Source organism: Paenibacillus tarimensis (genome assembly GCF_021532315.1).
GTDB classification, from domain to species: Bacteria; Bacillota; Bacilli; order Paenibacillales; family Paenibacillaceae; genus Paenibacillus_I; species Paenibacillus_I tarimensis.
Map to the genome: position 1 here is coordinate 110,032 of NZ_JAKGAO010000006.1, position 24,161 is coordinate 134,192.

22 protein-coding genes and 1 riboswitch are annotated in these 24,161 nt (G+C 54.3%); of the genes, 16 read left to right on the plus strand and 6 right to left on the minus strand.

Translation table 11 applies throughout. The features are described from left to right. Both L1N82_RS05590 and L1N82_RS05595 read left to right on the plus strand, forming a co-directional pair. Complete coding sequence (locus tag L1N82_RS05590; protein WP_235286394.1) at window positions 1-747, plus strand: HAD family hydrolase; 747 nt, start codon at window positions 1-3, stop codon at window positions 745-747. After that, window positions 740-1,135 carry a DMT family transporter gene (locus tag L1N82_RS05595; RefSeq protein ID WP_235286395.1) on the plus strand — a complete coding sequence of 132 codons (396 nt, stop codon included), beginning with the start codon at window positions 740-742 and terminating at the stop codon, window positions 1,133-1,135. The genes L1N82_RS05590 and L1N82_RS05595 overlap by 8 nt, the downstream gene beginning before the upstream one ends. A gap of 9 nt (window positions 1,136-1,144) precedes the next feature. On the opposite strand, the gene gloA2 is transcribed toward L1N82_RS05595, so the two are convergent. Further along, window positions 1,145-1,531: an SMU1112c/YaeR family gloxylase I-like metalloprotein gene (gloA2, locus tag L1N82_RS05600; RefSeq protein ID WP_235286396.1), complete on the minus strand. Its 387-nt coding sequence runs from the start codon at window positions 1,529-1,531 to the stop codon at window positions 1,145-1,147. Between the two features lie 239 nt (window positions 1,532-1,770). On the opposite strand from gloA2, the gene L1N82_RS05605 reads away from it, so the two are divergent. From L1N82_RS05605 to L1N82_RS05615, 3 genes are all read left to right on the plus strand, one after another. Beyond that, window positions 1,771-3,291 carry a copper amine oxidase N-terminal domain-containing protein gene (locus L1N82_RS05605; RefSeq protein WP_235286397.1) on the plus strand — a complete coding sequence of 507 codons (1,521 nt, stop codon included), beginning with the start codon at window positions 1,771-1,773 and terminating at the stop codon, window positions 3,289-3,291. Window positions 3,292-3,471: 180 nt separating this feature from the next. Further along, a complete protein-coding gene (locus L1N82_RS05610) occupies window positions 3,472-4,008 on the plus strand; it encodes a protease (RefSeq protein ID WP_235286398.1) in 537 nt (178 codons plus the stop codon). 19 nt (window positions 4,009-4,027) lie between these two features. Further along, the gene (locus tag L1N82_RS05615; RefSeq protein WP_328284433.1) at window positions 4,028-5,560 is read left to right on the plus strand and encodes a flotillin family protein; all 1,533 of its coding nucleotides are present in this window, start codon (window positions 4,028-4,030) and stop codon (window positions 5,558-5,560) included. A gap of 85 nt (window positions 5,561-5,645) precedes the next feature. On the opposite strand, the gene L1N82_RS05620 is transcribed toward L1N82_RS05615, so the two are convergent. From L1N82_RS05620 to L1N82_RS05630, 3 genes are all read right to left on the minus strand, one after another. Then, window positions 5,646-5,924, minus strand: coding sequence for a hypothetical protein (locus L1N82_RS05620; RefSeq protein ID WP_235286399.1), 279 nt, complete (start codon window positions 5,922-5,924; stop codon window positions 5,646-5,648). Between the two features lie 64 nt (window positions 5,925-5,988). Next, window positions 5,989-6,081, minus strand: a riboswitch (cyclic di-GMP riboswitch). A gap of 150 nt (window positions 6,082-6,231) precedes the next feature. Continuing rightward, window positions 6,232-7,359, minus strand: a complete 1,128-nt coding sequence (locus tag L1N82_RS05625; protein WP_235286400.1) for a hypothetical protein — start codon at window positions 7,357-7,359, stop codon at window positions 6,232-6,234. Next, complete coding sequence (locus L1N82_RS05630; RefSeq protein ID WP_235286401.1) at window positions 7,343-7,888, minus strand: RNA polymerase sigma factor; 546 nt, start codon at window positions 7,886-7,888, stop codon at window positions 7,343-7,345. Before L1N82_RS05630 ends, L1N82_RS05625 begins: the two co-directional genes overlap by 17 nt. Before the next feature lie 172 nt (window positions 7,889-8,060). On the opposite strand from L1N82_RS05630, the gene infC reads away from it, so the two are divergent. Next, entirely contained in the window at window positions 8,061-8,537 is a 477-nt protein-coding gene (gene infC / locus L1N82_RS05635) for a translation initiation factor IF-3 (protein ID WP_235286591.1), read from the plus strand. A gap of 24 nt (window positions 8,538-8,561) precedes the next feature. Here infC and L1N82_RS05640 read toward each other — a convergent pair whose 3' ends face one another. Continuing rightward, entirely contained in the window at window positions 8,562-9,206 is a 645-nt protein-coding gene (locus tag L1N82_RS05640; protein WP_235286402.1) for an HAD family hydrolase, read from the minus strand. 208 nt (window positions 9,207-9,414) lie between these two features. Between L1N82_RS05640 and L1N82_RS05645 the strand changes: the two genes are divergently transcribed. The 7 genes from L1N82_RS05645 (at window position 9,415) to L1N82_RS05675 (ending at window position 18,552) form a co-directional block, all read left to right on the plus strand. Further along, window positions 9,415-10,938, plus strand: a complete 1,524-nt coding sequence (locus L1N82_RS05645; protein WP_235286403.1) for a sugar ABC transporter ATP-binding protein — start codon at window positions 9,415-9,417, stop codon at window positions 10,936-10,938. Window positions 10,939-11,005: 67 nt separating this feature from the next. Further along, a complete protein-coding gene (locus L1N82_RS05650) occupies window positions 11,006-11,995 on the plus strand; it encodes an ABC transporter permease (RefSeq protein WP_235286404.1) in 990 nt (329 codons plus the stop codon). Window positions 11,996-12,028: 33 nt separating this feature from the next. Next, a complete protein-coding gene (locus tag L1N82_RS05655) occupies window positions 12,029-13,036 on the plus strand; it encodes an ABC transporter substrate-binding protein (protein ID WP_235286405.1) in 1,008 nt (335 codons plus the stop codon). A gap of 109 nt (window positions 13,037-13,145) precedes the next feature. After that, window positions 13,146-13,889 carry a GTP pyrophosphokinase gene (locus tag L1N82_RS05660; RefSeq protein ID WP_235286406.1) on the plus strand — a complete coding sequence of 248 codons (744 nt, stop codon included), beginning with the start codon at window positions 13,146-13,148 and terminating at the stop codon, window positions 13,887-13,889. 242 nt (window positions 13,890-14,131) lie between these two features. Further along, window positions 14,132-15,757, plus strand: a complete 1,626-nt coding sequence (locus L1N82_RS05665) for a response regulator (RefSeq protein WP_235286407.1) — start codon at window positions 14,132-14,134, stop codon at window positions 15,755-15,757. Then, on the plus strand, window positions 15,754-17,565 hold the full coding sequence (locus L1N82_RS05670) for a cache domain-containing sensor histidine kinase (protein ID WP_235286408.1): 1,812 nt from the start codon (window positions 15,754-15,756) through the stop codon (window positions 17,563-17,565). Before L1N82_RS05665 ends, L1N82_RS05670 begins: the two co-directional genes overlap by 4 nt. Beyond that, window positions 17,566-18,552: a substrate-binding domain-containing protein gene (locus L1N82_RS05675; RefSeq protein WP_235286409.1), complete on the plus strand. Its 987-nt coding sequence runs from the start codon at window positions 17,566-17,568 to the stop codon at window positions 18,550-18,552. Window positions 18,553-18,558: 6 nt separating this feature from the next. On the opposite strand, the gene L1N82_RS05680 is transcribed toward L1N82_RS05675, so the two are convergent. Continuing rightward, a complete protein-coding gene (locus tag L1N82_RS05680) occupies window positions 18,559-19,581 on the minus strand; it encodes a LacI family DNA-binding transcriptional regulator (protein WP_235286410.1) in 1,023 nt (340 codons plus the stop codon). A 168-nt stretch (window positions 19,582-19,749) separates the two neighbouring features. Between L1N82_RS05680 and L1N82_RS05685 the strand changes: the two genes are divergently transcribed. Genes L1N82_RS05685 through L1N82_RS05695 form a run of 3 tightly spaced genes read left to right on the plus strand, consistent with a single transcriptional unit; the run spans window position 19,750 to window position 23,758 of the window. After that, on the plus strand, window positions 19,750-21,543 hold the full coding sequence (locus L1N82_RS05685) for an L-fucose isomerase (RefSeq protein WP_235286411.1): 1,794 nt from the start codon (window positions 19,750-19,752) through the stop codon (window positions 21,541-21,543). Window positions 21,544-21,568: 25 nt separating this feature from the next. Continuing rightward, window positions 21,569-22,234, plus strand: a complete 666-nt coding sequence (locus tag L1N82_RS05690) for a class II aldolase/adducin family protein (RefSeq protein ID WP_235286412.1) — start codon at window positions 21,569-21,571, stop codon at window positions 22,232-22,234. 36 nt (window positions 22,235-22,270) lie between these two features. Next, window positions 22,271-23,758, plus strand: coding sequence for a rhamnulokinase (locus L1N82_RS05695; protein ID WP_235286413.1), 1,488 nt, complete (start codon window positions 22,271-22,273; stop codon window positions 23,756-23,758). Window positions 23,759-24,161 lie beyond the last annotated feature (403 nt).

The following is a 24,161-nucleotide window of genomic DNA, read 5'->3' on the forward strand; positions in this document are numbered from 1 at the left end:
ATGGTGAACTTAAATAGCGGATCGGCCAGCTGGCCGGTCCGCGGCATTATTTTTGACAAGGATGGAACCCTGCTGGACTTTCAGTATATGTGGGGCAGGTGGACCCTAATACTGCTGGAGAAACTCAAGGCCTGCGGAGGGACGCCGGATTGGCATGCTGCATTAGGCATAACGGTTACCGGGGATACCGTAGTCCATGATCCGGATGGGCCGCTGGCTATGGCCTCCAATGAGCAGACAATCGCCATTCTCGCCTGGCATCTGTACCGTGGGGGCTTACCGTGGAATCGGGCGTTGAGCTATGTGTCGGAGGCGGTAATGGAGACAAACCGGGAACTGGAGGAGCTGCGGCCCGTTCAGCCGATGCCGGGTCTGCTGCTCTTTCTCGAACGCTGTAAGGCAGCAGGCGTCAAGATGGCAGTCGCCACCTCTGACGATACGGCCATGGCCGAGCAGCATCTCGGATGGCTTGGGATTCGGCATTACTTTGAAGCGGTGATAGGCGCTGACCGGGTTAAGCGGGGCAAGCCGCATCCCGATATGGCGGTGCTGGCTTGCCTGGAGCTGGGATTGCAGCCGGAGGAAACGGTCATGATCGGGGACACAAAGGCTGATATCCAGATGGCTGCCGAGGCAGGGATGCAGGCGGGAATTATGATCGGCGGAGCTGACAGCGGCAGAGCGGATGCACACATACTGTCCTATGACTCGCTCCAGATCAGCGGAGGGGGCCAAGAGAATGGATGAGGCGGTTATGAAAGGCTGGCTGCTTCTGCTCGCTGCCATCGTGCTCGAGCTATCGGGTACCGTAGCCTTAAAATATTCGGACGGCTTCAGCCGGCTGCTTCCTTCCATTCTGATGTTCGTCTTATATTTGCTGAGCTTCAGCGCCTTGAATCTTGCAGTCAAGACAATTGACGTAAGTATAGCTTATGCAGTGTGGTCAGGTCTTGGGACGCTATTGATCAGCATTGTCGGCTTCATGTGGTTTCAAGAGCATGTGACACCGTTCAAGATTCTGTCAATTGCCATCATCATAGTTGGCGTGATCTGCTTGAACCTGGCGAATTCCACCGCTTCCAAAACAATGGAAACGGTGGATGTTGGCCAGGATCAACAGGCTGAAACTAAATAAGAGCAGCCGCTAGGTGCTTTGACCATACAGCTCAAGCGGCAATCCGTCCGGATCTTTAAAGAAGGTATACTTCCTGCCGGTTACCGGATCAATTCGGACGGGCTCCACTTCTATTCCCTTGCCCTGAAGCCAGAGAACGGCGGCATCAACGTCTTCCACGCCAAATGCAAGATGCCGGAGTCCTGCGGCCTCCGGCGCGTTCGTGCGTGCGGGCGGGTTCGGGAACGAGAACAGCTCAATCTGGCTCTCTCCAATCTGCAGATCCAGCTTGTACGAATTCCGCTCAGCCCGGTATGATTCATGTATGACGGGCAGCTCGAGCAGCTCCACATAAAAATGCCTGGAACGTTCATAATTACTGCAGATAATGGCCGTATGGTGAATATGATTCAGCATCTTTATCCACTCCTTCTCAACCTTCAGATAGGTATCAGTCCTCAGATTACAGATTACACTTTCCCGCTGATTGTAGCAAAGTCTCCTGAGCATTGAACTAAATAAGAACCACAGGTTTAATCATATGCCGTCTCTGCCATTTCTTTGCTGTCTTCAATTATTCTGCTGTGGTATATTCAGGAAGGTAGGTCTACAGGCCTAGATACATAGCAAATTCTACAGCAGGAGGCAGGACAGATATGGAAAGCAGAGGTTGGCTTTACGGAATTCTAGTAACGGTGCTTGCATTTCTATTTGGTTACTCCGCGCCGGCTTATGGCGCGGCAGGCGCCGCAAGCGGCTGGAGTGCAGTGGATAATCCGGAGTATGCAAGCACAGGACATGCTGTCGCTCAAACATCGGATGGCGGATGGGTGATGGCAGGCAGCAAAGATAGAGTTATGCACGTCAAGAAGGTTGACGGGAAGGGCCGTGTCGAGTGGGAACAGTACTTATATAACGGGCTTGCAGGCTTCTCCATAATGGAGACGGAAGACGGGGGTTTTCTGGCGGCGGGTCAGACTCGTTTTCTATCAGATGAAGAAGGCGTACAGGCCTATATGGTCAAATTGGATCAAGAAGGCATGATGGAATGGGAGCAGATGTATGGCGGCAAAGGCTTTGACAAGATCAGCTCGGTAGTTGAAGTTCCGGAAGGCTATCTGCTCGATGGTACATTGATGAATGAGAATAAGAGGATTCTGCTGGTCACAGACAAGGAAGGGACTGTACTGAAACAGCTGGATTTGTCTCCCTATTTCAAGAAGAGTGAAGGCTATAGTCCAGCCGTTATCAAGACGGAGGATGGCGGTTTTATTGTTACCGGCGGTAATGACAAGCTGCTGTCCGGTAACGGAATCATCTACGGCACGCGGATTGTAAAGCTGAATGCGGACTATACCAAGCAGTGGGCCAAGGATTTGAAGGGCAGCATTCTGGATGGTGCAGCAGCGGGCAATGGCGACGTTCTTCTGTCCATGCGGGGCACCCAGGGCTCTCTATTGGTTTACCGTCTGGACGCTCAGAAGGGCACGATATACTGGGAGAAGGGTTTTTCATCTCCTAAACCAAAATCCTATTATAAAATAAATGGCTATAAGATTATTTCGACACTGGACGGGGGCGCCTTGGTTGCGGGTGATCTTAGCGGCTCAAGCACACAGATTGCTTATATGCTGAAGCTTAGCGCTGCAGGCGCCAAGGAATGGGAGCAGACCTTCTACTCGAATAACTCCTGGTTCACAGGAGCTGCCGCTGCTGATGGAAGGGGCGAATACCTGCTCACAGGGCATACTTATCCGCTAGGAACGGATAAACCGAAATCATTCATGCTGCAGGTAATGACAGGAGAGCTTCCGCCTGTACAGGTATGGCTGGACGAGCAGAAGCTAGAGCTCTCGCAGGATCCGTTAGTTATCTCGAACACGACCATGCTTCCGGTGCGGGATATTTTTGAAGCGCTTGGCGCGTCGGTTACGTACCAGTCTTCTACGAAGACCATCCGGGCAGTCAAGGGTGAACGGACAGTGACCATGTCGCTTGGAAGCAAGCAGGCCACTATCGAGACCGGGCAGCAGATAGAGAAGGTTGCGTTGACAGTGCCTGCGCAGGCTATACGCGGTGTGACTGTAGTACCGCTTCGTTTTGTCGGTGAAGCATTCGGCAATGAAATCCGCTGGAACGGGAAAACAAGAATTGCGACAATTGTGACTGGGGCTTAACATATCAGAGCTATTCTTATTCACAGATCGAAGGTACGGCTGGACTATGGGTCCGGCCGTCCTTTTTTTTGATAGCGGGAGCTGTAAGGAAGAGCTTATCTGACTATTCGAATGAAACGGAAACTGTAGAATTGTCGTATTACTGTTTATATCTGGATATTATTTGGGAGGGGGGAAGGAATGGAGACCTTGTTTTGGGCCTGCTTTTCCGGTGGTGTCCTGTACGCGCTTGTAGCGGTACTACTGGGAGACCTTGTCGGGCAGGCGTTCGATGGAATGCTGGATTTCTTGTCACTGGACGGCATAGACTGGCTGCAGCCGATGATACTTGTGGGCGGACTCACGGTATTTGGCGGTGCAGGTATTGTCCTGCAGGAATACTCGACCTTAGGTCAAAGCCTTGTTCTTGGCTTGTCTGCACTGATAGCAATCGCGGCCAGCATCGGTGTGTATTTCCTGTATGTCCGTCCAATGAAGAACAGCGAGAACACCAGTGGATTCTCACTTCAGGAGCTGTCGGGTAAGCTAGGCGAGGTTTGGGTTCCGATCCCCTCCACAGGTTATGGAGAAGTTGTTGTCAAGGTCGGGCCAGCTGGGGTAACAAGCCAGATTGCGGCCAGCTATGACGGCCAGCCGATTGCCGAAGGCAGCAAGGTAGTGGTTGTAGAGGTGAAGGAAGGCACTCTGTATGTGGCGGCTGTTGATTTAGGAGAATGAAGAAGAGGGAGGAATTGTTATGCCAGAGTTTATGGTTGTCCCCGTTATCGTAATCGGTGTTATCGTGCTGCTTGGCCTGGCATTCTGGGCGCGCTACAAGACAGTCAGCCCGGATGAAGCAATGATTATTACCGGTTCATTTTTGGGCACGCGCAACGCGCTGGTAGACGAAACAGGACGCAGGATCAAGATTGTCAGAGGCGGCGGCGCATTTATTCTTCCTATCTTTCAGAAGGCGGAGTTCTTGTCGCTGTTATCCCATAAGCTTGATGTATCAACGCCGGAGGTCTATACGGAGCAAGGCGTTCCGGTGCTTGCTGACGGTGTGGCGATTATTAAAATCGGCGGGTCGGTCGAAGATGTGGCAACAGCGGCCGAGCAGTTCATGGGCAAGCCGATTGAAGCCCTCAAGGGTGAGGCCCAAGAGGTTCTGGAGGGGCATCTCAGGGCTATACTGGGCTCTATGACAGTGGAGGAAGTGTACCGCAACCGCGATAAGTTTGCGCAGGAGGTACAGGGAGTCGCGGCAAAGGACCTGAAGAAGATGGGGCTGCAGATCGTATCCTTCACGATCAAGGATGTTCGTGACAAGCACGGTTATCTTGAAGCGCTTGGCAAACCGCGGATCGCGGTCGTGAAGAGGGATGCGGATATTGCAGAGGCCGAAGCGATCCGGGATGCGCGTATCCAGAAGGCGAGAGCCGAGGAGGAGGGTCAAAAGGCCGAGCTGCTTCGTGATACGAACATAGCCGAAGCAACGAAGGAGAAGGAGCTCAAGGTGGCATCCTTCAAGAAAGATCAGGATATGGCGAAGGCCGAAGCGGATCAGGCGTATTCGATCCAGGAAGCGCGGGCGAAGCAAAGTGTGGTTGAGGAGCAGATGAAGGTAGAGCTCGTCCGCAAGGAGCGGGAGATTGACCTGGAAGGGAAGGAAATTTTGCGCCGTGAGAAGCAGTATGACGCAGAAGTGAAGAAGAAGGCGGATGCCGACCGGTATGCAGTCGTTCAGGCTGCGGAGGCGGATAAGGAGAAGCGACTAAGAGAGGCCGATGCGCTGCAATACCGCATCGAAGCAGAGGCGAAAGCACAGGCGGAGCAGAAGCGCCTGGAAGGCTTGGCCACAGCAGACGCCGAGCGGGCCAAGGGTACGGCAGAAGCCGAGGTCATCCGGCTGCGCGGTCTGGCCGAAGCCGAAGCGAAGGAGAAGCTGGCTGAAGCATTCGAGAAGTTTGGCGAGGCGGCGGTGCTTGATATCATTGTGAAGATGCTGCCTGAGCTGGCAGGCAAGGTAGCAGAACCGATGAAGGGCATTGGCAAGCTTACGGTTGTAGATACGGGTCATGGTGAAGGTGCAGCCCGAGTCAGCAATTATGTAACTTCCCTGATGGCAACCGCGCCGGAGATGCTGAAGAACGTATCAGGGATTGATGTGGAAGGAATGATCAAAGGGCTGACGGCAGGCAAGCAGACACCAGGTGTCCGTGAAGGAACTCCGTCACGCCCCGGCAGGCAGACCGTGCAGGAAGTGAGCGCTGCAGCGGAAGGAAATTGAATACCCGGAAGTAACAAGGCTTATCTAAACTGAAGAGGCTTGAACGGTACAGTACCGTTCAAGCCTGTTTTGCTTGCCAATATCGTTATATAATAGCGGTATTCGTCTTGTTCGAGTTGTAAGTATAGTCATGAAGAGTCCGGATAACCCGTAATGACTTAAGAGGCGTATTCTGCGGCTGTCTTGGCTTGAAGGTCATGCTGATAAAATCACTGATGTCAACATCCAATCCCGCCTTATGGAAGGCTTCAGTAAAGTCACCTATGGTCGGCTTCTTACCGGATTCTGCGTAGACTGTAAATTCTTTAATTGTTCTTCCGTACCGGTCTGTGTACTCTACAGTAGTATAAAAACGTTCCTTCATGTGTATTGCCTCCTGTTCTATGATGAGAAATCGTAACCGCTAGATGGAACAGGGTCCACAGCGATTTGGCAGCTCAGCCGCCCTAGACAGCTGGAACCTGTCAGTAGGCCTGTCAGCTTTGCGTCCCCGCCTTTCAACGGGTTTGCCTTTGTCACTCGTCTGGTATAGGTATATGGTACTACAGTATTCGACAAAATAATAGATATTACGACATGATATTTATTGCATAATCTTAAGGAATTCACAGACTTACACATCCTAAGACCTATATTAATGATCTGGGTCTTCCTGTTCGTTTATGCTGAAGTTACAACGGTTGTGTCAGGGACAGATAAGCAACCTTATCTTCCACAAAGTAAAGATGGAATTTCAGAAAATCTCCAACCTTGTAGCTCCACCTGGTTTCCGTCGCCAGGTTGGCGGGACCGAGCAGCTCGGTTACTTCTTCACGGGTTGTACCGACGCCAATGCCATCGGGTGTGCGGTATGTCTCAGATGTGAAGACGACTTCAAGGGACAGGGTGAGGATCCCCGAAACAAACCGGATCTGCTGAACCTCTGCGAGCAGATCATCATAGTAAGAGATCGTCCAATCTGTAGTATCTGCGGACTCGGCCAAATCTTCAGACCACCTGTCGTAATCCTTGCCACCTACGGTCAGCCGGTCAGAATCATATTGGAAGGACTCATCTACCGAGCCTCCCTCGTTCGACTCCTGCTCCAGCCGGGCCTTCTCCTTGACCTTGTCCCATGCTGCCAGCGGAGATTCGAGACCGAGCACGTTATGCATCATCATCAGGACCGCATCATTAGCATAGAATCGCTGTCCGGAGATGGCATACGTATTGGTCTCAATGTCGTATGGAACATCCCAGCTTTTGCCTTCGGCTGTATGGATACGAAACATCGTTTGCGGTTTTCCCGAGGATTCTATCTTTGCCATGGCTTTGTTAAGATCCACCCAATAAAGGTTGTTAATAACTGTGTAGATGCGTTCTTCGGGTATTGGAGTCGCAACGGACTCCGCCGAATGGATCCATTCCAGTCCTGTAACGTCTTCACTCTTGAAAGGCAGCAGCACGCCAAGAGTTCCCTCTGGCTCTCCCTCCGGAAATTCAATTTCGAGTAAACTGCCGGCGGGCTGGTCTATGACAGGCGTCTCAATGTCCTCTGGCTGGTTGACAGCCGGTCTATTGCCACCGGGCGGCTGATTGCCCTGCTGCTCTAAGAGGGGAGATATAAAGATAAAGAAGACTGCAGCGCTTAACAATGCAGCGGCAGGCCAAATAATCAGTGATTTTCTGCTCATCGTTTTCTTGCCTCCAGAGGCCGCAAGCAGCTCGATTTGTCTGATTTTATCGGGTGTAAACGTCTTGCGGGCATGCGGACTTCCCTTCAGCCTTGTGTACCAATGCGGATTAGGTTCCTTCAACATGATTCGCCTCCTTCCACCCGGTGTTCATTTTAACGCGGGCCCGTGAAAGACGGGATTTTACCGTGCCTTCCGGCAGCTTAAGCAGCTCGCTGATTTCTTTGGTGGAGAGCTCGTATTTCGCATGCAAGATAAGCACTTCCCTAAGCTTAAGAGGAAGCTTGAGCACAGCCGCCCATATTTCCTCGGACAGCGTATGCTCCAAAGCCGAATGCTCGGCTGATGGAACCGAGGTTTTGGGAGCCACGATATCCATGAGCGTTACCTTACGCATAAAAGCGGTGCGCAGCACGTTGATTGAACGGTTGCGCGTAATGCTCAGCAGCCATGTCTTCATGGAGGACTGTCCTCTGAAGCTGGTAATATTCTGGTATACATTCAGGAATACATCCTGGGTGATATCATCTGCCAGTTCATGCCGGCGTGTCAGCACGAAGGCAAGGTTCCATACATCCTGGCCATATTCGTTCATCAGATTGCGAAAGCTCTCCGGGTCTAACTCGGTCAGGTATGAATAATAGGAATGCTCCACATTCTCACCTCCAACAGATTAGACAGTGAAGCCGCGCTAGAAGTTCCATTTCCGCATCCAAAAATTTCACCCTAAAGGGAAAGAGATTTCCTGCTTGCCCGATGTGCGGGTTGAAGGTAAGATAAAGGATATTTTCGGTAGACAGGCCGGACGGATTAGGGGAGTGGAGCAGATGCTGAAGAATGAGAAAATAAAAGCCAAAGAGGTGCAGCTGACAGGCGTGGATGGGGAGGACCTGGGTGTGGTGTCAACTAAGGATGCCCTTGCGATGGCGAAGGAGCTGAAGGTTGATCTCGTCTGCACATCGATGATGAGCAGTCCGCCGCCATGCCGCCTGGTCCGTGCAGGCGTCGCCAAGGAAGAGGCGCAGCAGGCCCGCAAACGCGAGAAGGCGCCGAAGGTGAAGGAGATCCGCCTGACGACGGGCATCGAGGAGCATGATTATGAGACGAAGAAGCTGCAGGCAGAACGCATTCTGCAGAGTGGTGACGCCGTGCTGCTTGTCGTCAAGGTGCAGGGTAAGGAAGGAGCACGGGCGAAGGAGCTGCTGGAGGAGCTGCGCCGTGAACTGAAGACGTCCGGCACGCCGGCAACGGGCATCCAGGTCAGCGGCAAGCAGGCCGCGGTGCAGCTGAACCCGCTTACCTAACGGGGACTTTGGTTCGCGGGGGATTTAGGTGCTGCAGGCCAGCAGGTCTTCCACCTGGTTTACCCAGTATCCCTCTGGGTCGGCCAGAAGGGTATGCCAGCCGAGTGCGGCTGCAGGGACCAGATTGTGTTCCGCGTCATCGACGTAGAGCGTGTTCCGGCCGGGCAGCAGATTAACCGCGGCTAGCCGGTACAAGGCAGGGTCAGGCTTGCAGCAGCCTGCTTCACTTGAGATGGTTAGAGAAGTCAGATAGTTGCGGTATGGGGCAAGCCAGGGACGAAGCCATTCCGCACGATGGTTGCTCAAGATATGAATATCCGCTATATGATGCCAGCGCGGAAGTAACGCAAGCGCAGGCAGCGGCTTCAGACAGCTCTGAAGCGCTGCCTGCGCTTGTTCGGTTTTTAGTAGCGGACAAGCTTCCGCAAGCCACCCCCAGAAGGCCGCTTCGCTGAGCTCGCCTGTCCATAGGCTGGTTCGCAGCTGTTCCTTGTATCTCCCTCGCAGCACGCTGTAGGACAACCCGGCTGCTGAGGCCGCATATCTCCAGAAATCAGTCAGATTAGCCGCAAGTACGCCGCCGACATCAAGGATGAGTTGAGGGCGGGAGGACTGATTACCAGCTGCCGCCATCTGCCGTTCATTGGTCGGTTCATGGGTTGTATCCATATCAAGCTCTCCTGTCGTTATCCGATGTTATGCAGATGTACTTTTTCTGCAGTGATCTTGCTTTTCCTCTTCCAGGACCGTAAATTATTCCATGTTTTTCAGGAAGATTATCGATGTCGCAACAATTAGATAGCGCTTACAATCTGAGTATATCTAAATACAGCTCAAGGAAACGACAGGCAAATACAGCATAACGAGGTGGTCTTATATGGACGTACCGCTCGTCATAATGGAAGGGATTGAGAAATCATTTCCCGGTGTGCACGCACTGAAGCAGTGCCGATTCGAGCTCCGGGCCGGGGAGATTCATGCTCTTGTAGGTGAGAACGGTGCGGGCAAGTCTACACTGATGAAGGTGTTGACTGGTGTTTACCGCAAGGATGCGGGCACCATCAGGTATATGGGCAAGGAGGTTGAGATACCGGATACGAAGTCGGCACAGCAGCTTGGCATCGGAATTATTCACCAGGAGCTGAACCTGATGCCTGATCTGACAGCGGCGCAAAATTTGTTCATCGGACGCGAGCCCCGCAGGCTGTGCGGGCTGCTGCTGGATGATAGAAGGCTGTACAAGGATGCCGGGAAGCTGTTCCGTCAGCTAAACCTGAATTTCAGCCCCGACACGAAGGTTGGAGATTTAACGGTTGCAAAGCAGCAGATGGTCGAAATCGCCAAAGCCCTGTCTTACAACTCGAAAGTGCTGATTATGGATGAGCCGACGGCTGCGCTGACAAGCTCGGAAATTGAGGAGCTCTTCCGGATGATGGGACAGCTTCGGGAGCAGGGCGTGGGCATCGTCTATATTTCGCACCGGATGGAAGAGCTGAAGCGCATGACAGACCGGATGACGGTCATGCGTGACGGCAGCTACATCGATACGGTTAAGACGGCGGAGACTTCCATTGACCGGATTATTTCCATGATGGTGGGCAGAGAGCTGTATATCAGCGCCAAGCAGTCTGCTCCCCCGCCAAATGCTGAGACGGTGCTGGAGGTTAAGGGGTTGTCCCGCGGCAGGGCTGTCCGGGATGTCAGCTTTACTTTGAAGAAGGGCGAAATTCTCGGCATTGCAGGACTGATGGGTGCAGGGAGGACTGAGACGGCCAGGCTAATCTTCGGTGCAGACCGGCCGGATGCGGGTGAAATCTTCATTCATGGACGCAAGCTTACGATCCGGGGACCGCATGACGCTGTCCGGCACGGGATCGGATACTTGAGCGAGGATCGCAAGCGTTACGGGCTGATGACGGATATGGATGTACGGACGAATATTGCGGTTTCCTCTTACCGCCGTTTCCGTACAGCAGCCGGCTGGATGCAGGATGCCAGCATGGATGAGAATGCGCAGAGATATGTTGAATCGCTTCAGATCAAGACCCCTGGCGTCCGCCAGATTGTCAAGTTTCTGTCCGGAGGCAACCAGCAGAAGGTGGTCATCAGCAAGTGGCTGACGCGGGACTGCGACATCCTGATCTTCGATGAGCCGACAAGAGGAATCGACGTCGGAGCCAAGGCGGAAATTTACAAGCTTCTTGATGAGCTTGCTGCACAGGGCAAAGGAATTATTATGATTTCGTCCGAGCTGCCGGAGATTTTGCGGATGAGCCACCGGGTTCTGGTCATGTGCGAAGGCCGGCTCACGGGAGAACTGAATGGCGAGGAAGCTACCCAGGAGCTGATCATGAGGTATGCCACCATGCGGATTACGGAGGCTGACACTAAGCATGCGTGACAGGCTCGAGCAATGCTTGATGAACAGGCGGCTGACCATATCGTCAATTAGAACAGGAGGGTAAGCGATGAGTGCTGTAACCGAAACGGCCCAAGCGGCCAAGCCGGCCCGAGCGATTTCACTACGCGGCGGGGCCACACAGAAGCTGCTCGCTTTTGCAAGCTTGATTCTGCTGGTGCTGTTCTTCTCTCTGGCTTCAGAAAACTTCTTCCGGTTTGATAATCTGATCGGCATTATGCTGTCCACTGCCGTAATCGGCGTGCTGGCGCTGGGTTCAACATTTGTCATCATAACCGGCGGCATTGACTTGTCTGTCGGTACCGTGATGACCTTTTCAGCGGTCATGACAGGTGTCGTTATCTCATTCTGGGGACTGCCGGTTCCATTCGGGATAGCGGGGGGAATTTTGACGGGCATGCTGTGCGGCTTTGTCAGCGGCTGGTTCGTTGCGCGCATGCAGATCCCGCCCTTTATTGCGACACTTGGCATGATGATGGTGACTAAGGGGCTGTCGCTGGTTGTATCGGGAACAAGGCCCATCTACTTTAACGAGACACCGAGCTTCTCCAAGCTCGCAATGGGCACGATACTCGGTATCCCCTATGCGGTCTTTGTCTTCTTCGGGCTCGCAATCGCCGCAGGCATTGTGCTGAATAAGACGATTATCGGACGTTACAATTTTGCACTTGGCAGCAATGAAGAAGCAACGCGTTTGTCAGGGATCAATGTCCGCAGGTGGAAAATCGCCATCTATGCGATGACTGGTATCTTCAGCGGGATTGCCGGTATTCTGATGGCTTCTCGGCTCAATTCCGCCCAGCCGGCTCTGGGCGCGGGCTATGAATTGGAAGCCATTGCAGCTGTTGTCATAGGCGGCACTTCATTAAGCGGTGGAAGAGGCTCGATTCTGGGGACCGTTATCGGTGCGCTGATCATGAGTGTGATGACGAACGGTCTGCGGATCCTTTCGGTACCGCAGGAGTGGCAGATAGTGCTCGTCGGTCTGGTGGTTGTGCTCGCTGTGTATGCAGATATTCTGCGCCGCCGTAAGAAATAACAGGTATCTACTATACGATAAGGGGAGATTGGAATGAAGAAGCGGATAGGATTTAAGCTGCTGATTGTGTTTGCTGTAGTGCTGCTCACAGCCTGTGGGAATGGCAGCGATAGTTCTACGGGTAACGGCAGTACAGCGGCTGCTGGCAGCAAGGCCGGCACAGCCCAGGGCAAGCCGTATATTCCGGTCATCTCCAAGGGCTTCCAGCATCAATTCTGGCAAGCGGTCAAGCAGGGGGCTGAGAAGGCGGCACAGGAGCTGGATGTGTCCATCACCTTCGAAGGGCCGGAGACGGAATCTCAGGTCGACAAGCAGATCGAAATGCTGCAGGCTGCTCTTGATAAGAAGCCGAGCGCGCTTGCCTTCGCTGCGCTGGACAGCCAAGCCTCGCTTCCGCTGCTGCAGCGCGCTCAGGAAGCCGGCATCCCGGTAGTCGGATTTGACTCTGGTGTGGACAGCGATATTCCGGTAACAACGGCTGCGACGGACAATAAGGCGGCGGCCGCACTGGCGGCTGACAAGATGGCGGAGCTAATCGGCGGCTCTGGTGAAATAGCCCTAATCGTGCATGACCAGACGAGCAGGACAGGTGTGGACCGCAGGGACGGCTTCAAGGAACGCATCGAGTCCCAATACCCGGACATCAAGATCGTGGATATCCAGTATGGCGGAGGCGACCAGCTGAAGTCCACTGACCTTGCGAAGGCGATCATGCAGGCGCATCCTGATCTCAAGGGCTTTTTTGCTGCCAATGAAGGCTCGGCGATCGGAACGATTAATGCAGTCACTGAGGCGGGCAAAACCGGCGAAGTCACTATTGTTGGCTTTGACTCGGGCAAGCAGCAGTTGGAAGCGATCCGCAGCGGTACGATGGCAGGCGCTGTGACACAGGACCCGATCGGCATAGGCTATTGGTCGGTCAAGGCAGCGGTACAGGCGCTGAACGGGGAAACGGTTGAGAAAATGATCGACACCGGCTTCCACTGGTATGATGCAGCCAATATGGATTCGGAAGAGATTAAGCCGCTGCTGTATGAATGAGGAATGAGGAGGGCTTCCTTGATTTGCGTTCTCCTTCTGTTCTGTAATATGCTCTTAATGGGATGCCGATCAATATAGAGTAGATAGGCATCTGGGAGGAGAGCAGGACATGAGCTTACATTATCCGATTGAGCAGTTCAAGAAGTTCAAGGAAAGCATCACACGGTTCATGATGGTATACAAATTTGCGCTCGATGAAATGGAAACGAAAGTGAAGATTCTGAATGAGGAATTTCACCTTCTGCATGATTATAATCCGATTGAGCATACGAAGACCCGCATTAAATCACCGGAAAGTATTATTGAAAAGCTGGTGAGGAAGGGCTGCGAAATGTCGCTGCCGAGCATTAAGCGCAATATTCAGGATATCGCCGGCATGCGGATTACCTGTTCCTTCGTCTCCGACATCTACAGGATCAGCGAGATGCTGGGAAGACAGCACGACCTCAATATTCTGGAAGTAAAGGATTATATTAAGAATCCGAAACCGAACGGCTACCGGAGCCTGCATCTGATTCTGGAGGTCCCGGTTTACATGTCCGACCGGCAGGAGCATGTCTGTATGGAGGTTCAGATCCGGACGATTGCAATGGATTTCTGGGCGAGCCTGGAGCATAAGATATTCTATAAATATAATCAATCCGTCCCTGACCGGCTGCTGGATGAGCTGAAGGCGGCCGCCGAATCATCCGCCTCATTGGATCTGCAGATGGAACGCCTGCACAAGGAGATCAGCGTCATGAGGGAAGAGCAGTCTGCATCTGACCTTAATCTGATGGAACGCATCGTTATTGACAATCAGCAGTTCACAATTCCGACTGCGCTGCTGGAAATGATCCGGGAGGATAAGTAAACAGCCACGCTTTATTTTATATTTGCTCTGAATGGTATTACATAAACCTGTCCTGTCGCCTGCTTCTCGCACTCTGTCATTGGTCGTGGCATGTAAGCCGGCCGGATACATGGATGCCGGCACGGATCAGGCAGGTTTGTGCAGACCGAAATGTAAACGGTTACATTAAATTTTGGTCAATGCTTGTCAGCAGGTGGCCATACCTAGCCCGCACAGGGATGACTGCAGGAGGTGTACGGTGATTGTACACGATTATGCTGGTAGATGATGAGGATGAAGTCAGGGAAGGCATGAAGCTGAAGACGGACTGGGAGGGTGCCGGGTTCCGGCTGGTGGGCGACTTTGCCAACGGCGTAGATGCGCTTGACGGGTATGAAGCGCTTAAGCCGGATGTCGTAATCACGGATATCTGTATGCCCTTTATGGATGGGCTGGAGCTGTCGCGGCACATAATGGCGAAGTCAAAGGATGTGAAGCTGGTTATTGTGACCGGCTATGAGGATTTTGAATACGCGAAGCAGGCGATCAAGCTGAATGTGAAGGATTATCTGCTAAAGCCTCTGAATCTGGCAGAGTTCACTGCATTTCTGTCTGGAATAAAGCAGGAACTGGATGCCGAGAGGGCTCACCGCGAGGATCTCAGTGCCTTGCGACGCAAGCTGAATGAGAGCTTCCCGCTGCTGCGGGAGCGGTTTCTTGACCGCCTTTCTATTATAAGGCTGTCCGCAGATGAAGTGGCGCGCAAGTTTGCCTACTTTCATTTGTCTTTGTCGGGGCCTTCTTATATAGCGCTTGTTGCCGAGCTGGATGAGCCCTCAGGCAGAGGAAGTGAAACAGAGATGGGGAGGGAAGCAGTGGATGGAGAGCTGCTGCGCTTCGCCGCTGCAAACATCTTTAAGGAATGGTTCGAAGGGGAATATGGAGGCATTGTATTCCAGACTAGGGAGGACCGGATAGCGGTCTTCGCAGGGGGAGTGCCGGGACGGCTTGAAGCAGAGGTCGGCGCCCTGGCGGAGCATGCCAGAAACAGTGTGGCCAAATATCTGAAATTGTCAGTTACAGTAGGCATCGGCGGCCTGTGCGAGTCTCCGTGTCTGCTGTCCGACTCCTTCCGGGAGGCAGCGGCAGCGCTGGAATACCGATTTTTGATGGGACGCGGGGCCATTATCTCCATAGGAGACCTCGAGTTTGGCAGACGAAGCGGTCGCACCGGCGGGCAATGGGAAGCCAGGCTGATTGCCGCCGTTAAGAGCGGTAAGCTCATGCAGGTTACGGATGTCATCAGCCAATGGGCCGAAGAGCAGGGGCATACGGGAACGCAGGTATCTGCCTGTATGCAAGGGCTTTATAAAATTCTCGTTGCTTTAATGAACTGGGTGAATGAAGCCGGATTTGATGAGCAGTCGGTGCTTGGGAACGATCCGTTTGGCCAAATCCGCAAGCTGCAAACGCTTGACGAGGCTGGGGAGTGGCTGGCGCAGACCTGCCGGCTTGTGATGAATCATGTGATGGAGAAGCGCTCGTGTGTCCATACCGGGCAGATTGCAGCTGCGCTCGCCTATATAGAAGAGCGGTATACGGACCCTGCATTCTCGCTTCAGGAGCTGTGCGGCCACTTGTACTTGAGCGTCAGCTATTTCAGCAGTCTCTTTAAGCAGGCAACTGGTGAAACATTTGTGGAGCGGCTGACCCGGCTTCGAATCGGGAAAGCAAAGGAGCTGCTGGAATTTTCCGCATTGAAAACCTATGAAATTGCGGGCAAGGTGGGATATAACGATCCGCAGTATTTCAGTGTGCTGTTCAAACGGCATACGGGCGAGACGCCTAAGGCATTCCGTGCGTCCCGCAGGGGAAGCGTCCGCTTATGAAGCGGCTGCGCTGGCTTCAGTTCAAGAGCATACACACCAGCATAGCAATCGCCTTTTCCGTGCTGATCATCTGTACCACGCTGGTGCTCAGCTACAACACTTACCGGGTGTCTTCGGAGGCTGTAACTGATAACTCCCTGCAGTATACAGCACAGCTGGTGGAGCAGGTCAGCCGGAACATCAATACGTACATAGCCAATATGGAGAGTATCTCCGAGCTTGCGGCCAGGCAGGAACCGCTGCGGAGGCTCAGCATGCTGGAGGATAGTGACGGGGCCGAGACGCAGCGCATTAGAGAGGAGACGGAGAAGCTCTTCCAGTCAATTGTATCCTCGCGCAGTGATATTGCGGCCATCATGTTTGCGGGAACGAACGGGGTGATCGTAAGCAGCAGGGGAGACGCAGTGCCGAAGCCTTACCGTGAGCTGAGCCTCCAGGATTGGTACACGCAGGCCATAGAAGCTGGCGGGCAGCTGGTTATTTCATCCTCCAGGGTGCAGCATCTGTTCGAGCAGGAGTACCGCTGGGTCGTATCGCTAAGCTGCACTTTACCGGGGAGAGAGGAAGGGAATCCGGGCGGTGTGCTGCTCGTTGATCTGAATTTCAGCGTCATCAATGACCTATGCAGCCGTATTCATATGGGCAGCCGGGGGTATATCTTCCTGCTGGATCCCGAGGGCAGCCTGGTTTATCACCCGCAGCAGCAGCTAGTCTACTCCGGCTTGAAGTCAGAGGCCGTGGATGCCATTCTGTCGTCCGCTGACCGGACATTTAAGTTCGAAGCAGGCGGCGTTCGCAAATTATATACCGTTCATTCATCCGGGTATGGCTGGAAGACAGTCGGCGTGAATGATCCGGACGAGCTTGTCGGCAGTAAGGGGCATATGCAGCGGGTGGCAGCTCTCTGGGGTATTCTGTGCCTGGTTGTGGCTCTGGGAATCTCGGTTATGCTGTCCAGACGGCTCATGAAACCGGTAAAGGCGCTGAACAGCAATATGAAGCTGGTGGAAAAAGGATATTTCGATACCCGTACCGACTTCGACAGCCCCAACGAGTTTGGCCGCCTGGCGCGAACCTTCAACCTCATGACAGCCAAGATCAAAGAACTGATGGAACAGGTTGTGCAGGAGCAGGAGGATAAGCGGCTCAGCGAGCTTAAGGCCTTGCAGGCTCAGATTCATCCGCATTTTCTATATAACACGCTGGACTCTATCATCTGGATGGCCGAAACGGGGAAAATGAATGAGGTGGTCCGGATGACCTCTGCCCTGTCCAAGCTGCTGCGCACAAGCATCAGCAAAGGGGAGGAGAGGGTTCCGATCCGCCGGGAACTGGATCATATCGAGCATTATCTGACCATCCAGTGCATCCGTTACCGGGATAAATTCACTTACGAGATGGAGGTTGATCCGGACATACTTGACTGCCTGATTCTCAAGCTGGTGCTGCAGCCGCTTGTCGAAAATGCCATCTATCACGGTATTAAGAATATGGCTGACCCGGGACATATCCGGATCAGGGGTTACGCGGAGGGAGACGATATTATGCTCCTCGTGGAGGATAACGGCACTGGTACCAATGCGGATAATTTGAACCAGATGCTTGCGCGGCAGGCTGAAGTCAGCGGTCCGGATATAGGCGGAGGCCAAGGCGTCAGTAAGGGGGGCGGCGGGGGTGTAGGACTGCATAATGTCAGCCACAGGCTGCGGCTAAATTATGGCGAAGGTTATGGGTTAAGGTTCGAGAGTGACTGGGATGAAGGAACAACCGTCTATGTCCGGATTCCCCTTCAGAGGCGGGAGGAGTAGATGCAGATTATGGGAGCAGGCAGAATACTGGCCGTGGCGGCTCTGCTCGCTATAGCGGCAGCATCTATTGTCTTGGTGACAGTCCAGAACTGGAAGCAGCAGCAGGCGTCGGTCATCTGGTTTATGCCAAAGACAACAGCGCCGGGAACGGAGTTCTGGCAGGTGATGCTGCAGGGCGTTCACACAGCTGCTGCAGAGGTGGGAGCGGAAATTCATGTGGCAGGTACCGCTGAAGAAGCAGATGTGGAAGGCCAGATCGCACTGCTGGAGCAGGCGGTGCGGGAGAAGCCGCGGGCCGTTATACTGGCCGCTACGGACTACAACCGCCTGGTACCAGCGGCCAGCAAGGTTAGAGAAGCGGGCATAACGCTTGTCACGGTTGATTCAGGTGTCAGCGAAGAGCAGGCGGCAAGCTTGATTGCGACGGATAACTATGCTGCGGGACGCAAGGCGGGCAGGGCGCTTGGCAGCGGGCTGATGCTAGGTGACACGGCGGTGATTATTAGCTTTGTCAGGGGATCTACCACCGCAATTGAACGGGAGGCAGGCGTACGTGACAGCATGACTGGCATCAGTGGTCTGCGGCTGCTGCAGACGCGCTACAGTGACTCTTCGGTTGAGCAGGCTTATGAGTTGACCAGAGAACTTCTTGAGGAAGAGCCTGATCTTAAGGCCATCGCGGCTCTTAACGAGATGACCGTCGTCGGGTCAGCCAAGGCAATTGAGGAGGCGGGACTGGCCGGGACGGTACGACTAGTCGGGTTTGACAGCTCGATGGATGAGATCGCTTATATGGAGCGTGGCGTGCTCGATGCCACTGTTGTCCAGCGTCCATTCAATATGGGATACCTCGCCGTGCGGACAGCTGCTGCGGCAGCAGCAGGCGAACGGGTGGAGCCTGTGATCGACACAGGCTCAGTCGTGATTACTAGAGCGAACATGTATACGGAGGAGAACCAGAAGCTGCTTTTTCCTTTCATAGAGTAGAGAATGTCAATCTGCAGGCGTCAGACGCTTGACCGAACGGCGGATGAGCAGGTCTGCGGGCAGTACGATTTTATTCCAGGGGGATGCCGTCTCCCTTTCGGCCAGTCGGCCGATCAGCAGCTGGATGCCGAGATAGCCGAATTGATAGGCCTGCTGGGCGGCTACCGTGAGGAAGGGATCAATCTCTGCGAATGGACCCAAGTCGTCGAAGCAGACGACAGACAGGTCGTCCGGCACCTTGAGCCCGCGCTCGTGCAGCAGCCGGATGATAGCTAATGCCAGAACGTTGTTGCCGGCCATGATGGCGGTTGGCTGCTCGGAGAGGCCATCGAACCAGCATTTGATTCCGTGGGGGTCATGGGAAGGTCCGAACCCTGCTTCAAACAGGTATTCGTCACGGCATTCAACCCCGCCTAGCTTAAGGGCCTCCTGATATCCTTGAAGCCGCAGTCTGGCGCTCGATACGGAGGAGGAGCCGTTAACAAGGGCGATGCGTTTATGACCCTGGCTTATCAGATGCTCAACAAGACGCCGGGCCCCGTCCTTGCTGTCTCCGAGCACAATGTCACATTCAATGCCGGGCACCTCGCGGTCCAGCAGTACGAACGGCACGTTGTGCTTCTTCAGCGTATCCAGGTGAGGAAGAGAAGGGTCGCCTGCCGGAGCAATAAGCACGCCATCCACACGGGTCGTCAGAATCGTCTGGATATAATCTACTTCCTTGGCCAGATTCTCGTCGCTGTTGCCGAACAGCAGCCGATAGCCGCTCTTGCGGGCTGCATCCTCTGCTCCCCTGGCGAGTGTGGTATAGAACGGGTTGGTGATGTCCGTGATCAGCAGGAAGATGCTGCGGGTCTGCTGAAGGACCAGGCTCCGGGCATTATGGTTCGGAACGTAATTCAGCTCTTCCATCACTTTACGGACTTTGGCCCGTGTTTTGTCACTGATTTTCCCGGTGTTATTGATAACTCTTGATACGGTCATGGCAGATACATTTGCTTTGGCCGCTATATCATAGATGGTAACCATGTTTAGCTCTCCTTGTCTGCTGCTGCTTATGTCTATCATACCGAAAAGTAAGCGTTGACATCAAGAGATGGTGTTGTTATGGTAATGTTATCGATAACATTTTAATTGCGTTACAACAGGGCTTATAGGCATCCTGTCATACATTAGACATACGGGAGGGATTTGTAAATGAGCAAAGCTCAAGAGTCACGCTGGCTGGGCGGTTTCCCTAGAATAGGCATCCGCCCGACAATCGACGGCAGGCGCAATGGGGTTCGTGAATCACTGGAGGATCAGACGATGCGGATGGCGAAGGCGACCGCGGCACTGCTGTCGGAGCATCTTCGTTATCCCAATGGCGAGCCGGTGGAATGCGTTATCGCTGATACGACGATCGGCGGCGTTGCGGAAGCAGCTGCCTGCGCGGACAAATTTGCTAGGTCGGGTGTGGGGGTATCGATAACTGTCACGCCATGCTGGTGCTATGGCACCGAGACGATGGATATGGATCCCTCAATCCCCAAGGCGGTATGGGGCTTTAACGGCACCGAACGTCCGGGTGCGGTCTATTTGGCAGCGGTGCTCGCTGGATACGCTCAAAAAGGACTCCCTGTTTTCGGCATATATGGTGAAGAGGTGCAGGAGGCGGATGCAGAAGAGGTGCCGGAGGATGTGAAGGATAAGCTGCTCGGATTTGCGCGGGCCGGTCTTGCAGCAGCCTATATGCGCGGCAAGTCGTATCTATCGATGGGCTCTGTATCCATGGGGATCGCAGGCTCGATTGTAAGCGACAGCTTCTTCCAGGAATACCTGGGTATGCGGACCGAATACATTGACATGACGGAATTCGTCAGAAGGATAGAGGAAGGCATATATGATCGCGACGAATTCTCGAAAGCGTTGTCATGGGTGAAGGAGAATTGCAAGGAAGGCCCCGATAACAACCCGGGGGAACGGCAGTCGTCACGTGAGCTTAAGGATCGGGACTGGGAGACTGTTGTGAAGATGACGATGATCGCTCGCGATCTGATGGTTGGCAATCCGCGGCTGGCTGAGCTTGGCTTCGGTGAAGAAGCACTCGGCCATCACGCGATCGCGGCTGGCTTCCAGGGGCAGCGCCAGTGGACGGATCATTTTCCCAATGGTGATTTCATGGAAGCGATGCTCAGCTCGTCATTCGACTGGAACGGAATCCGGGCGCCGTATATTGTGGCAACAGAGAATGACAGCCTGAACGCGGCAGTGATGCTGATGGGCTACCTGCTGACGAATACGGCACAGATATTTGCCGATGTGCGGACATATTGGAGTCCGGATTCGGTTGAGCGGGTGACCGGACATAAGCTGGAGGGTGCGGCTTCGAACGGTCTGCTTCATCTGATTAACTCGGGGCCGGCTGCGCTGGATGGAACGGGCCAGATGACCAGGGACGGCAAGCCGGCAATGAAGCCGTTCTGGGAGATTTCGGAGCAGGAAGCGCAGGCTTGCCTGGATGCCACGCAGTGGCGTGCGGCAACATTGGAATATTTCCGCGGCGGCGGTTATTCATCCGATTATCTCACCAAGGGCGGAATGCCGATGACCATGTCCCGTATCAACCTGGTGAAGGGGATTGGACCTGTGCTGCAGATCGCCGAAGGTTACTCGGTGGATCTGCCTGAAGACGTGCACGATGTATTGGATAAACGCACAGACCCCACTTGGCCGACGACCTGGTTTGCCCCGTCACTGACGGGAGAGGGCGCGTTCAAAAGTGTTTATGACGTGATGAATAACTGGGGGGCGAATCACGGCTCTATCAGCTATGGCCATATTGGCGCCGATCTGATCACGCTGGCTTCCATGCTGCGGATTCCCGTTAACATGCACAATGTGGCAGAAGAGAGGATTTTCCGTCCGCGCGCCTGGTCACTGTTTGGAACGGCTGATCCAGAAGGCGCGGACTACCGGGCGTGCAGCAGTTTTGGCCCCTTGTATAAATAAGTTAGCCGGAGAGGAGTGGATGAGGATGGCAGGGAACAGCAGCAGCATTCGTGAGGAGCTGTGCAAATATGCGCGCAAGACGGTCGCCAACAAGCTAGTGGTCGGTCCCGGCGGCAACCTTAGTGCGAGACATGAAGGCTATATGTATTTGTCGCCAAGCGGCTTTGCGCTGGATGAGATTGAACCGGAGCAGTGGGTAGAGGTGAATATCGAGACGGGAGCCATAAAGGACATCGGCCTGCGGCCTTCATCCGAGGTGCTTATGCATCTGTACGCGTACCGGGCTAACCCGGATATCGGTGCGATTGTCCATACTCACCCGCCGTATTGTATTGCATTCACGCTGGTGGAGCAGGAGCTTCCGGTTATGTTCCCGGATCAGGCGGCGCTCGTCGGCCGGACAGTCTATGTCCCGTACGTACTGCCGACAACCGATAAGCTGGCGGATGCCGTTGTGGATAAAATTAACGAAGCCAGTTCTATTCTGCTGGGCAACCATGGACTTGTAACGACCGGCCGCAATCTGCGTGAGGCGTATTACCGTACCGAGGTGGTAGAGGAAAGCACGAAGATCTATCTGATCGCCAGTGCGATCCGCGAGCCGAAGGTGCTGACAAAGGAAGAATACGAGGAGATTGCATCGCTCGAGAGTGAGGCTTACCGGATTGAGCTGCTTCAGAAGATGAAGTGAGGCTTCAGTCAGACCAGCTGAAGGGGATGAGGAACGATGAGCGACACAGCAGCCGTTCTCGCCTTTGATCTGGGTGCTGGCAGCGGCCGGGCTCTGATTGGCGAGCTGAGAGAGAACGGGACAGGCGGGCGGCGGCTTGAGGTGACGGAGATTCACCGCTTCCCGAATCAGGCGGTAACGACAGGCAGCCATCTGCATTGGGATTTTTTGCGGCTGCTGCATGAGGTGAAGACCGGAATTCGGAAAGCATGCCAGGCCGGGTACGAACCCGGGACGCTGGGCATTGATACATGGGGGGTTGATTTTGGGCTGCTGGATAGGAACGGCGAGCTGCTTGGCAACCCTTATCACTACCGCGACCCGCAGACAGATGGACTGGTTGAGGAAGTTGGAAATCTGGTTGGAGAGGAAGAGCTGTACGCGCATAGCGGCGTACAGTTCATGCCGTTCAATACCATCTACCAGCTCTATGCCATGCGCAAGGCAGCATCACCCAAGCTGGACGCGGCGGATACCCTGCTGCTGACTCCTGACCTGCTGGCGTATTATCTGACCGGCAGGAAGGTGTGCGAGTTTACAATGGCGACTACAACAGGGCTGTATGATCCGCTGGAACAGAGCTGGAACAGAGCGCTTATGGACCGGCTGGGCATCCCGTCCGGCATGTTCCTTGAGCCCGTTAAGCCGGGGGAACACATCGGCCCTCTGACCGAAGAGGTACGGGAAGAGCTTGGTGTGCAACAGGTAACGGTGGTGGCGGTTGGCTCCCATGATACGGAATCGGCGATTGCAGCGGTTCCCGCTGTGAGCGGTGAGCCTTTTGCCTACCTGGTGTGCGGCACCTGGTCACTGCTCGGTACGGAGTTGGCGCAGCCGAATGTGACACCGGAGGCGCGTGCGCTTGATTTTTCCAATGAGGGCGGCGTGGGGAACACGTATCAGCTGCTGAAGAACATTATGGGCCTATGGATTTTGCAGGAATGCAAGCGGCAGTGGGAGGAGCTCGGCGAATCGGCGGAATACCCTCAGCTGATTGCCGAAGCCGACTCTGCCGCTCCGTTCCGCAGCCTGATCAGACCAGATGACAGCCGGTTCTATGCACCCGCTGATATGCTTGCTGAGTTAAATGCCTATATACGCGAGACCGGGCAGCCGGAGCTGGAGACGCGGGGACAGATTGTCCGCTGCATTCTGGAGAGCCTGGCCTTTCGCTATCGGGAAGCGCTGGAGCAGACCGAACAGCTGACAGGACGCCGGTTCGGCGGGCTGCATATGGTGGGCGGCGGCATTCAGAATGAGCTGCTGTGCCGTTTCACGGCTGGGGCGCTGGGCAGGCCGGTATGGGCCGGACCGGTGGAGGCCAGCTCCATCGGCAACATGCTGGTGCAGCTGATGGCTGGCGGGCACTGTGCATCGCTGCGGGAGGCGAGACAGCTGGTTGCAGACTCCTTCGTTATTCGGACCTATGAGCTAGAGGAGACGGAGAGCTGGGAGCGGGCGTACGAGTCGTATAGCAGACTGTAGATTACAGCTAAGCCGGCGCTTGATAGGCATGCCTTGGGCTGCCGGAGCAGCAATTGTAGGCACTGTTGGTATGCGCTGCTTCTGGCTGCCGGAGCGGCAAGCGAAGATACCGTTGGCATTCGATTCTCCAGGCTGCAGGGGCAGCAAGCGAAGGTTCTGATTAGGCATGCGATGTTCAGGCTGCTGGGCAGGCAGGCAAAGCTCCCAGAGCACGCTGCTCGACGTCACAAGACAGGGTCAGCCAGAGGAGCAAGCAGGCGAAGTTCCCAGAGCGCGGTGCACGGCGTCACATGGCGATGCGATCGGCAAGCGAAGGCATTCGCAGGTATTTCACCGAGTAAGCTCTGGGAGCCCAGAATAAGCTGCACATTTGCAGGTATATGTACCTCTACTATTATGAGAG

What these genes read in the sequence shown, in the direction of transcription:
- L1N82_RS05645 (WP_235286403.1), top strand. Translation starts at nt 9,415, where the DNA reads ATGGACGTACCGCTCGTCATAATGGAAGGGATTGAGAAATCATTTCCC.
- L1N82_RS05590 (WP_235286394.1), top strand. Translation starts at nt 1, where the DNA reads ATGGTGAACTTAAATAGCGGATCGGCCAGCTGGCCGGTCCGCGGCATT.
- L1N82_RS05660 (WP_235286406.1), top strand. Translation starts at nt 13,146, where the DNA reads ATGAGCTTACATTATCCGATTGAGCAGTTCAAGAAGTTCAAGGAAAGC.
- L1N82_RS05605 (WP_235286397.1), top strand. Translation starts at nt 1,771, where the DNA reads ATGGAAAGCAGAGGTTGGCTTTACGGAATTCTAGTAACGGTGCTTGCA.
- L1N82_RS05615 (WP_328284433.1), top strand. Translation starts at nt 4,028, where the DNA reads ATGCCAGAGTTTATGGTTGTCCCCGTTATCGTAATCGGTGTTATCGTG.
- L1N82_RS05680 (WP_235286410.1), bottom strand. Translation starts at nt 19,581, where the DNA reads ATGGTTACCATCTATGATATAGCGGCCAAAGCAAATGTATCTGCCATG.
- L1N82_RS05620 (WP_235286399.1), bottom strand. Translation starts at nt 5,924, where the DNA reads ATGAAGGAACGTTTTTATACTACTGTAGAGTACACAGACCGGTACGGA.
- L1N82_RS05650 (WP_235286404.1), top strand. Translation starts at nt 11,006, where the DNA reads ATGAGTGCTGTAACCGAAACGGCCCAAGCGGCCAAGCCGGCCCGAGCG.
- infC (WP_235286591.1), top strand. Translation starts at nt 8,061, where the DNA reads ATGCTGAAGAATGAGAAAATAAAAGCCAAAGAGGTGCAGCTGACAGGC.
- L1N82_RS05595 (WP_235286395.1), top strand. Translation starts at nt 740, where the DNA reads ATGGATGAGGCGGTTATGAAAGGCTGGCTGCTTCTGCTCGCTGCCATC.
- L1N82_RS05610 (WP_235286398.1), top strand. Translation starts at nt 3,472, where the DNA reads ATGGAGACCTTGTTTTGGGCCTGCTTTTCCGGTGGTGTCCTGTACGCG.
- L1N82_RS05685 (WP_235286411.1), top strand. Translation starts at nt 19,750, where the DNA reads ATGAGCAAAGCTCAAGAGTCACGCTGGCTGGGCGGTTTCCCTAGAATA.
- L1N82_RS05640 (WP_235286402.1), bottom strand. Translation starts at nt 9,206, where the DNA reads ATGGATACAACCCATGAACCGACCAATGAACGGCAGATGGCGGCAGCT.
- L1N82_RS05695 (WP_235286413.1), top strand. Translation starts at nt 22,271, where the DNA reads ATGAGCGACACAGCAGCCGTTCTCGCCTTTGATCTGGGTGCTGGCAGC.
- gloA2 (WP_235286396.1), bottom strand. Translation starts at nt 1,531, where the DNA reads ATGCTGAATCATATTCACCATACGGCCATTATCTGCAGTAATTATGAA.
- L1N82_RS05670 (WP_235286408.1), top strand. Translation starts at nt 15,754, where the DNA reads ATGAAGCGGCTGCGCTGGCTTCAGTTCAAGAGCATACACACCAGCATA.
- L1N82_RS05690 (WP_235286412.1), top strand. Translation starts at nt 21,569, where the DNA reads ATGGCAGGGAACAGCAGCAGCATTCGTGAGGAGCTGTGCAAATATGCG.
- L1N82_RS05655 (WP_235286405.1), top strand. Translation starts at nt 12,029, where the DNA reads ATGAAGAAGCGGATAGGATTTAAGCTGCTGATTGTGTTTGCTGTAGTG.
- L1N82_RS05625 (WP_235286400.1), bottom strand. Translation starts at nt 7,359, where the DNA reads ATGTTGAAGGAACCTAATCCGCATTGGTACACAAGGCTGAAGGGAAGT.
- L1N82_RS05675 (WP_235286409.1), top strand. Translation starts at nt 17,566, where the DNA reads ATGCAGATTATGGGAGCAGGCAGAATACTGGCCGTGGCGGCTCTGCTC.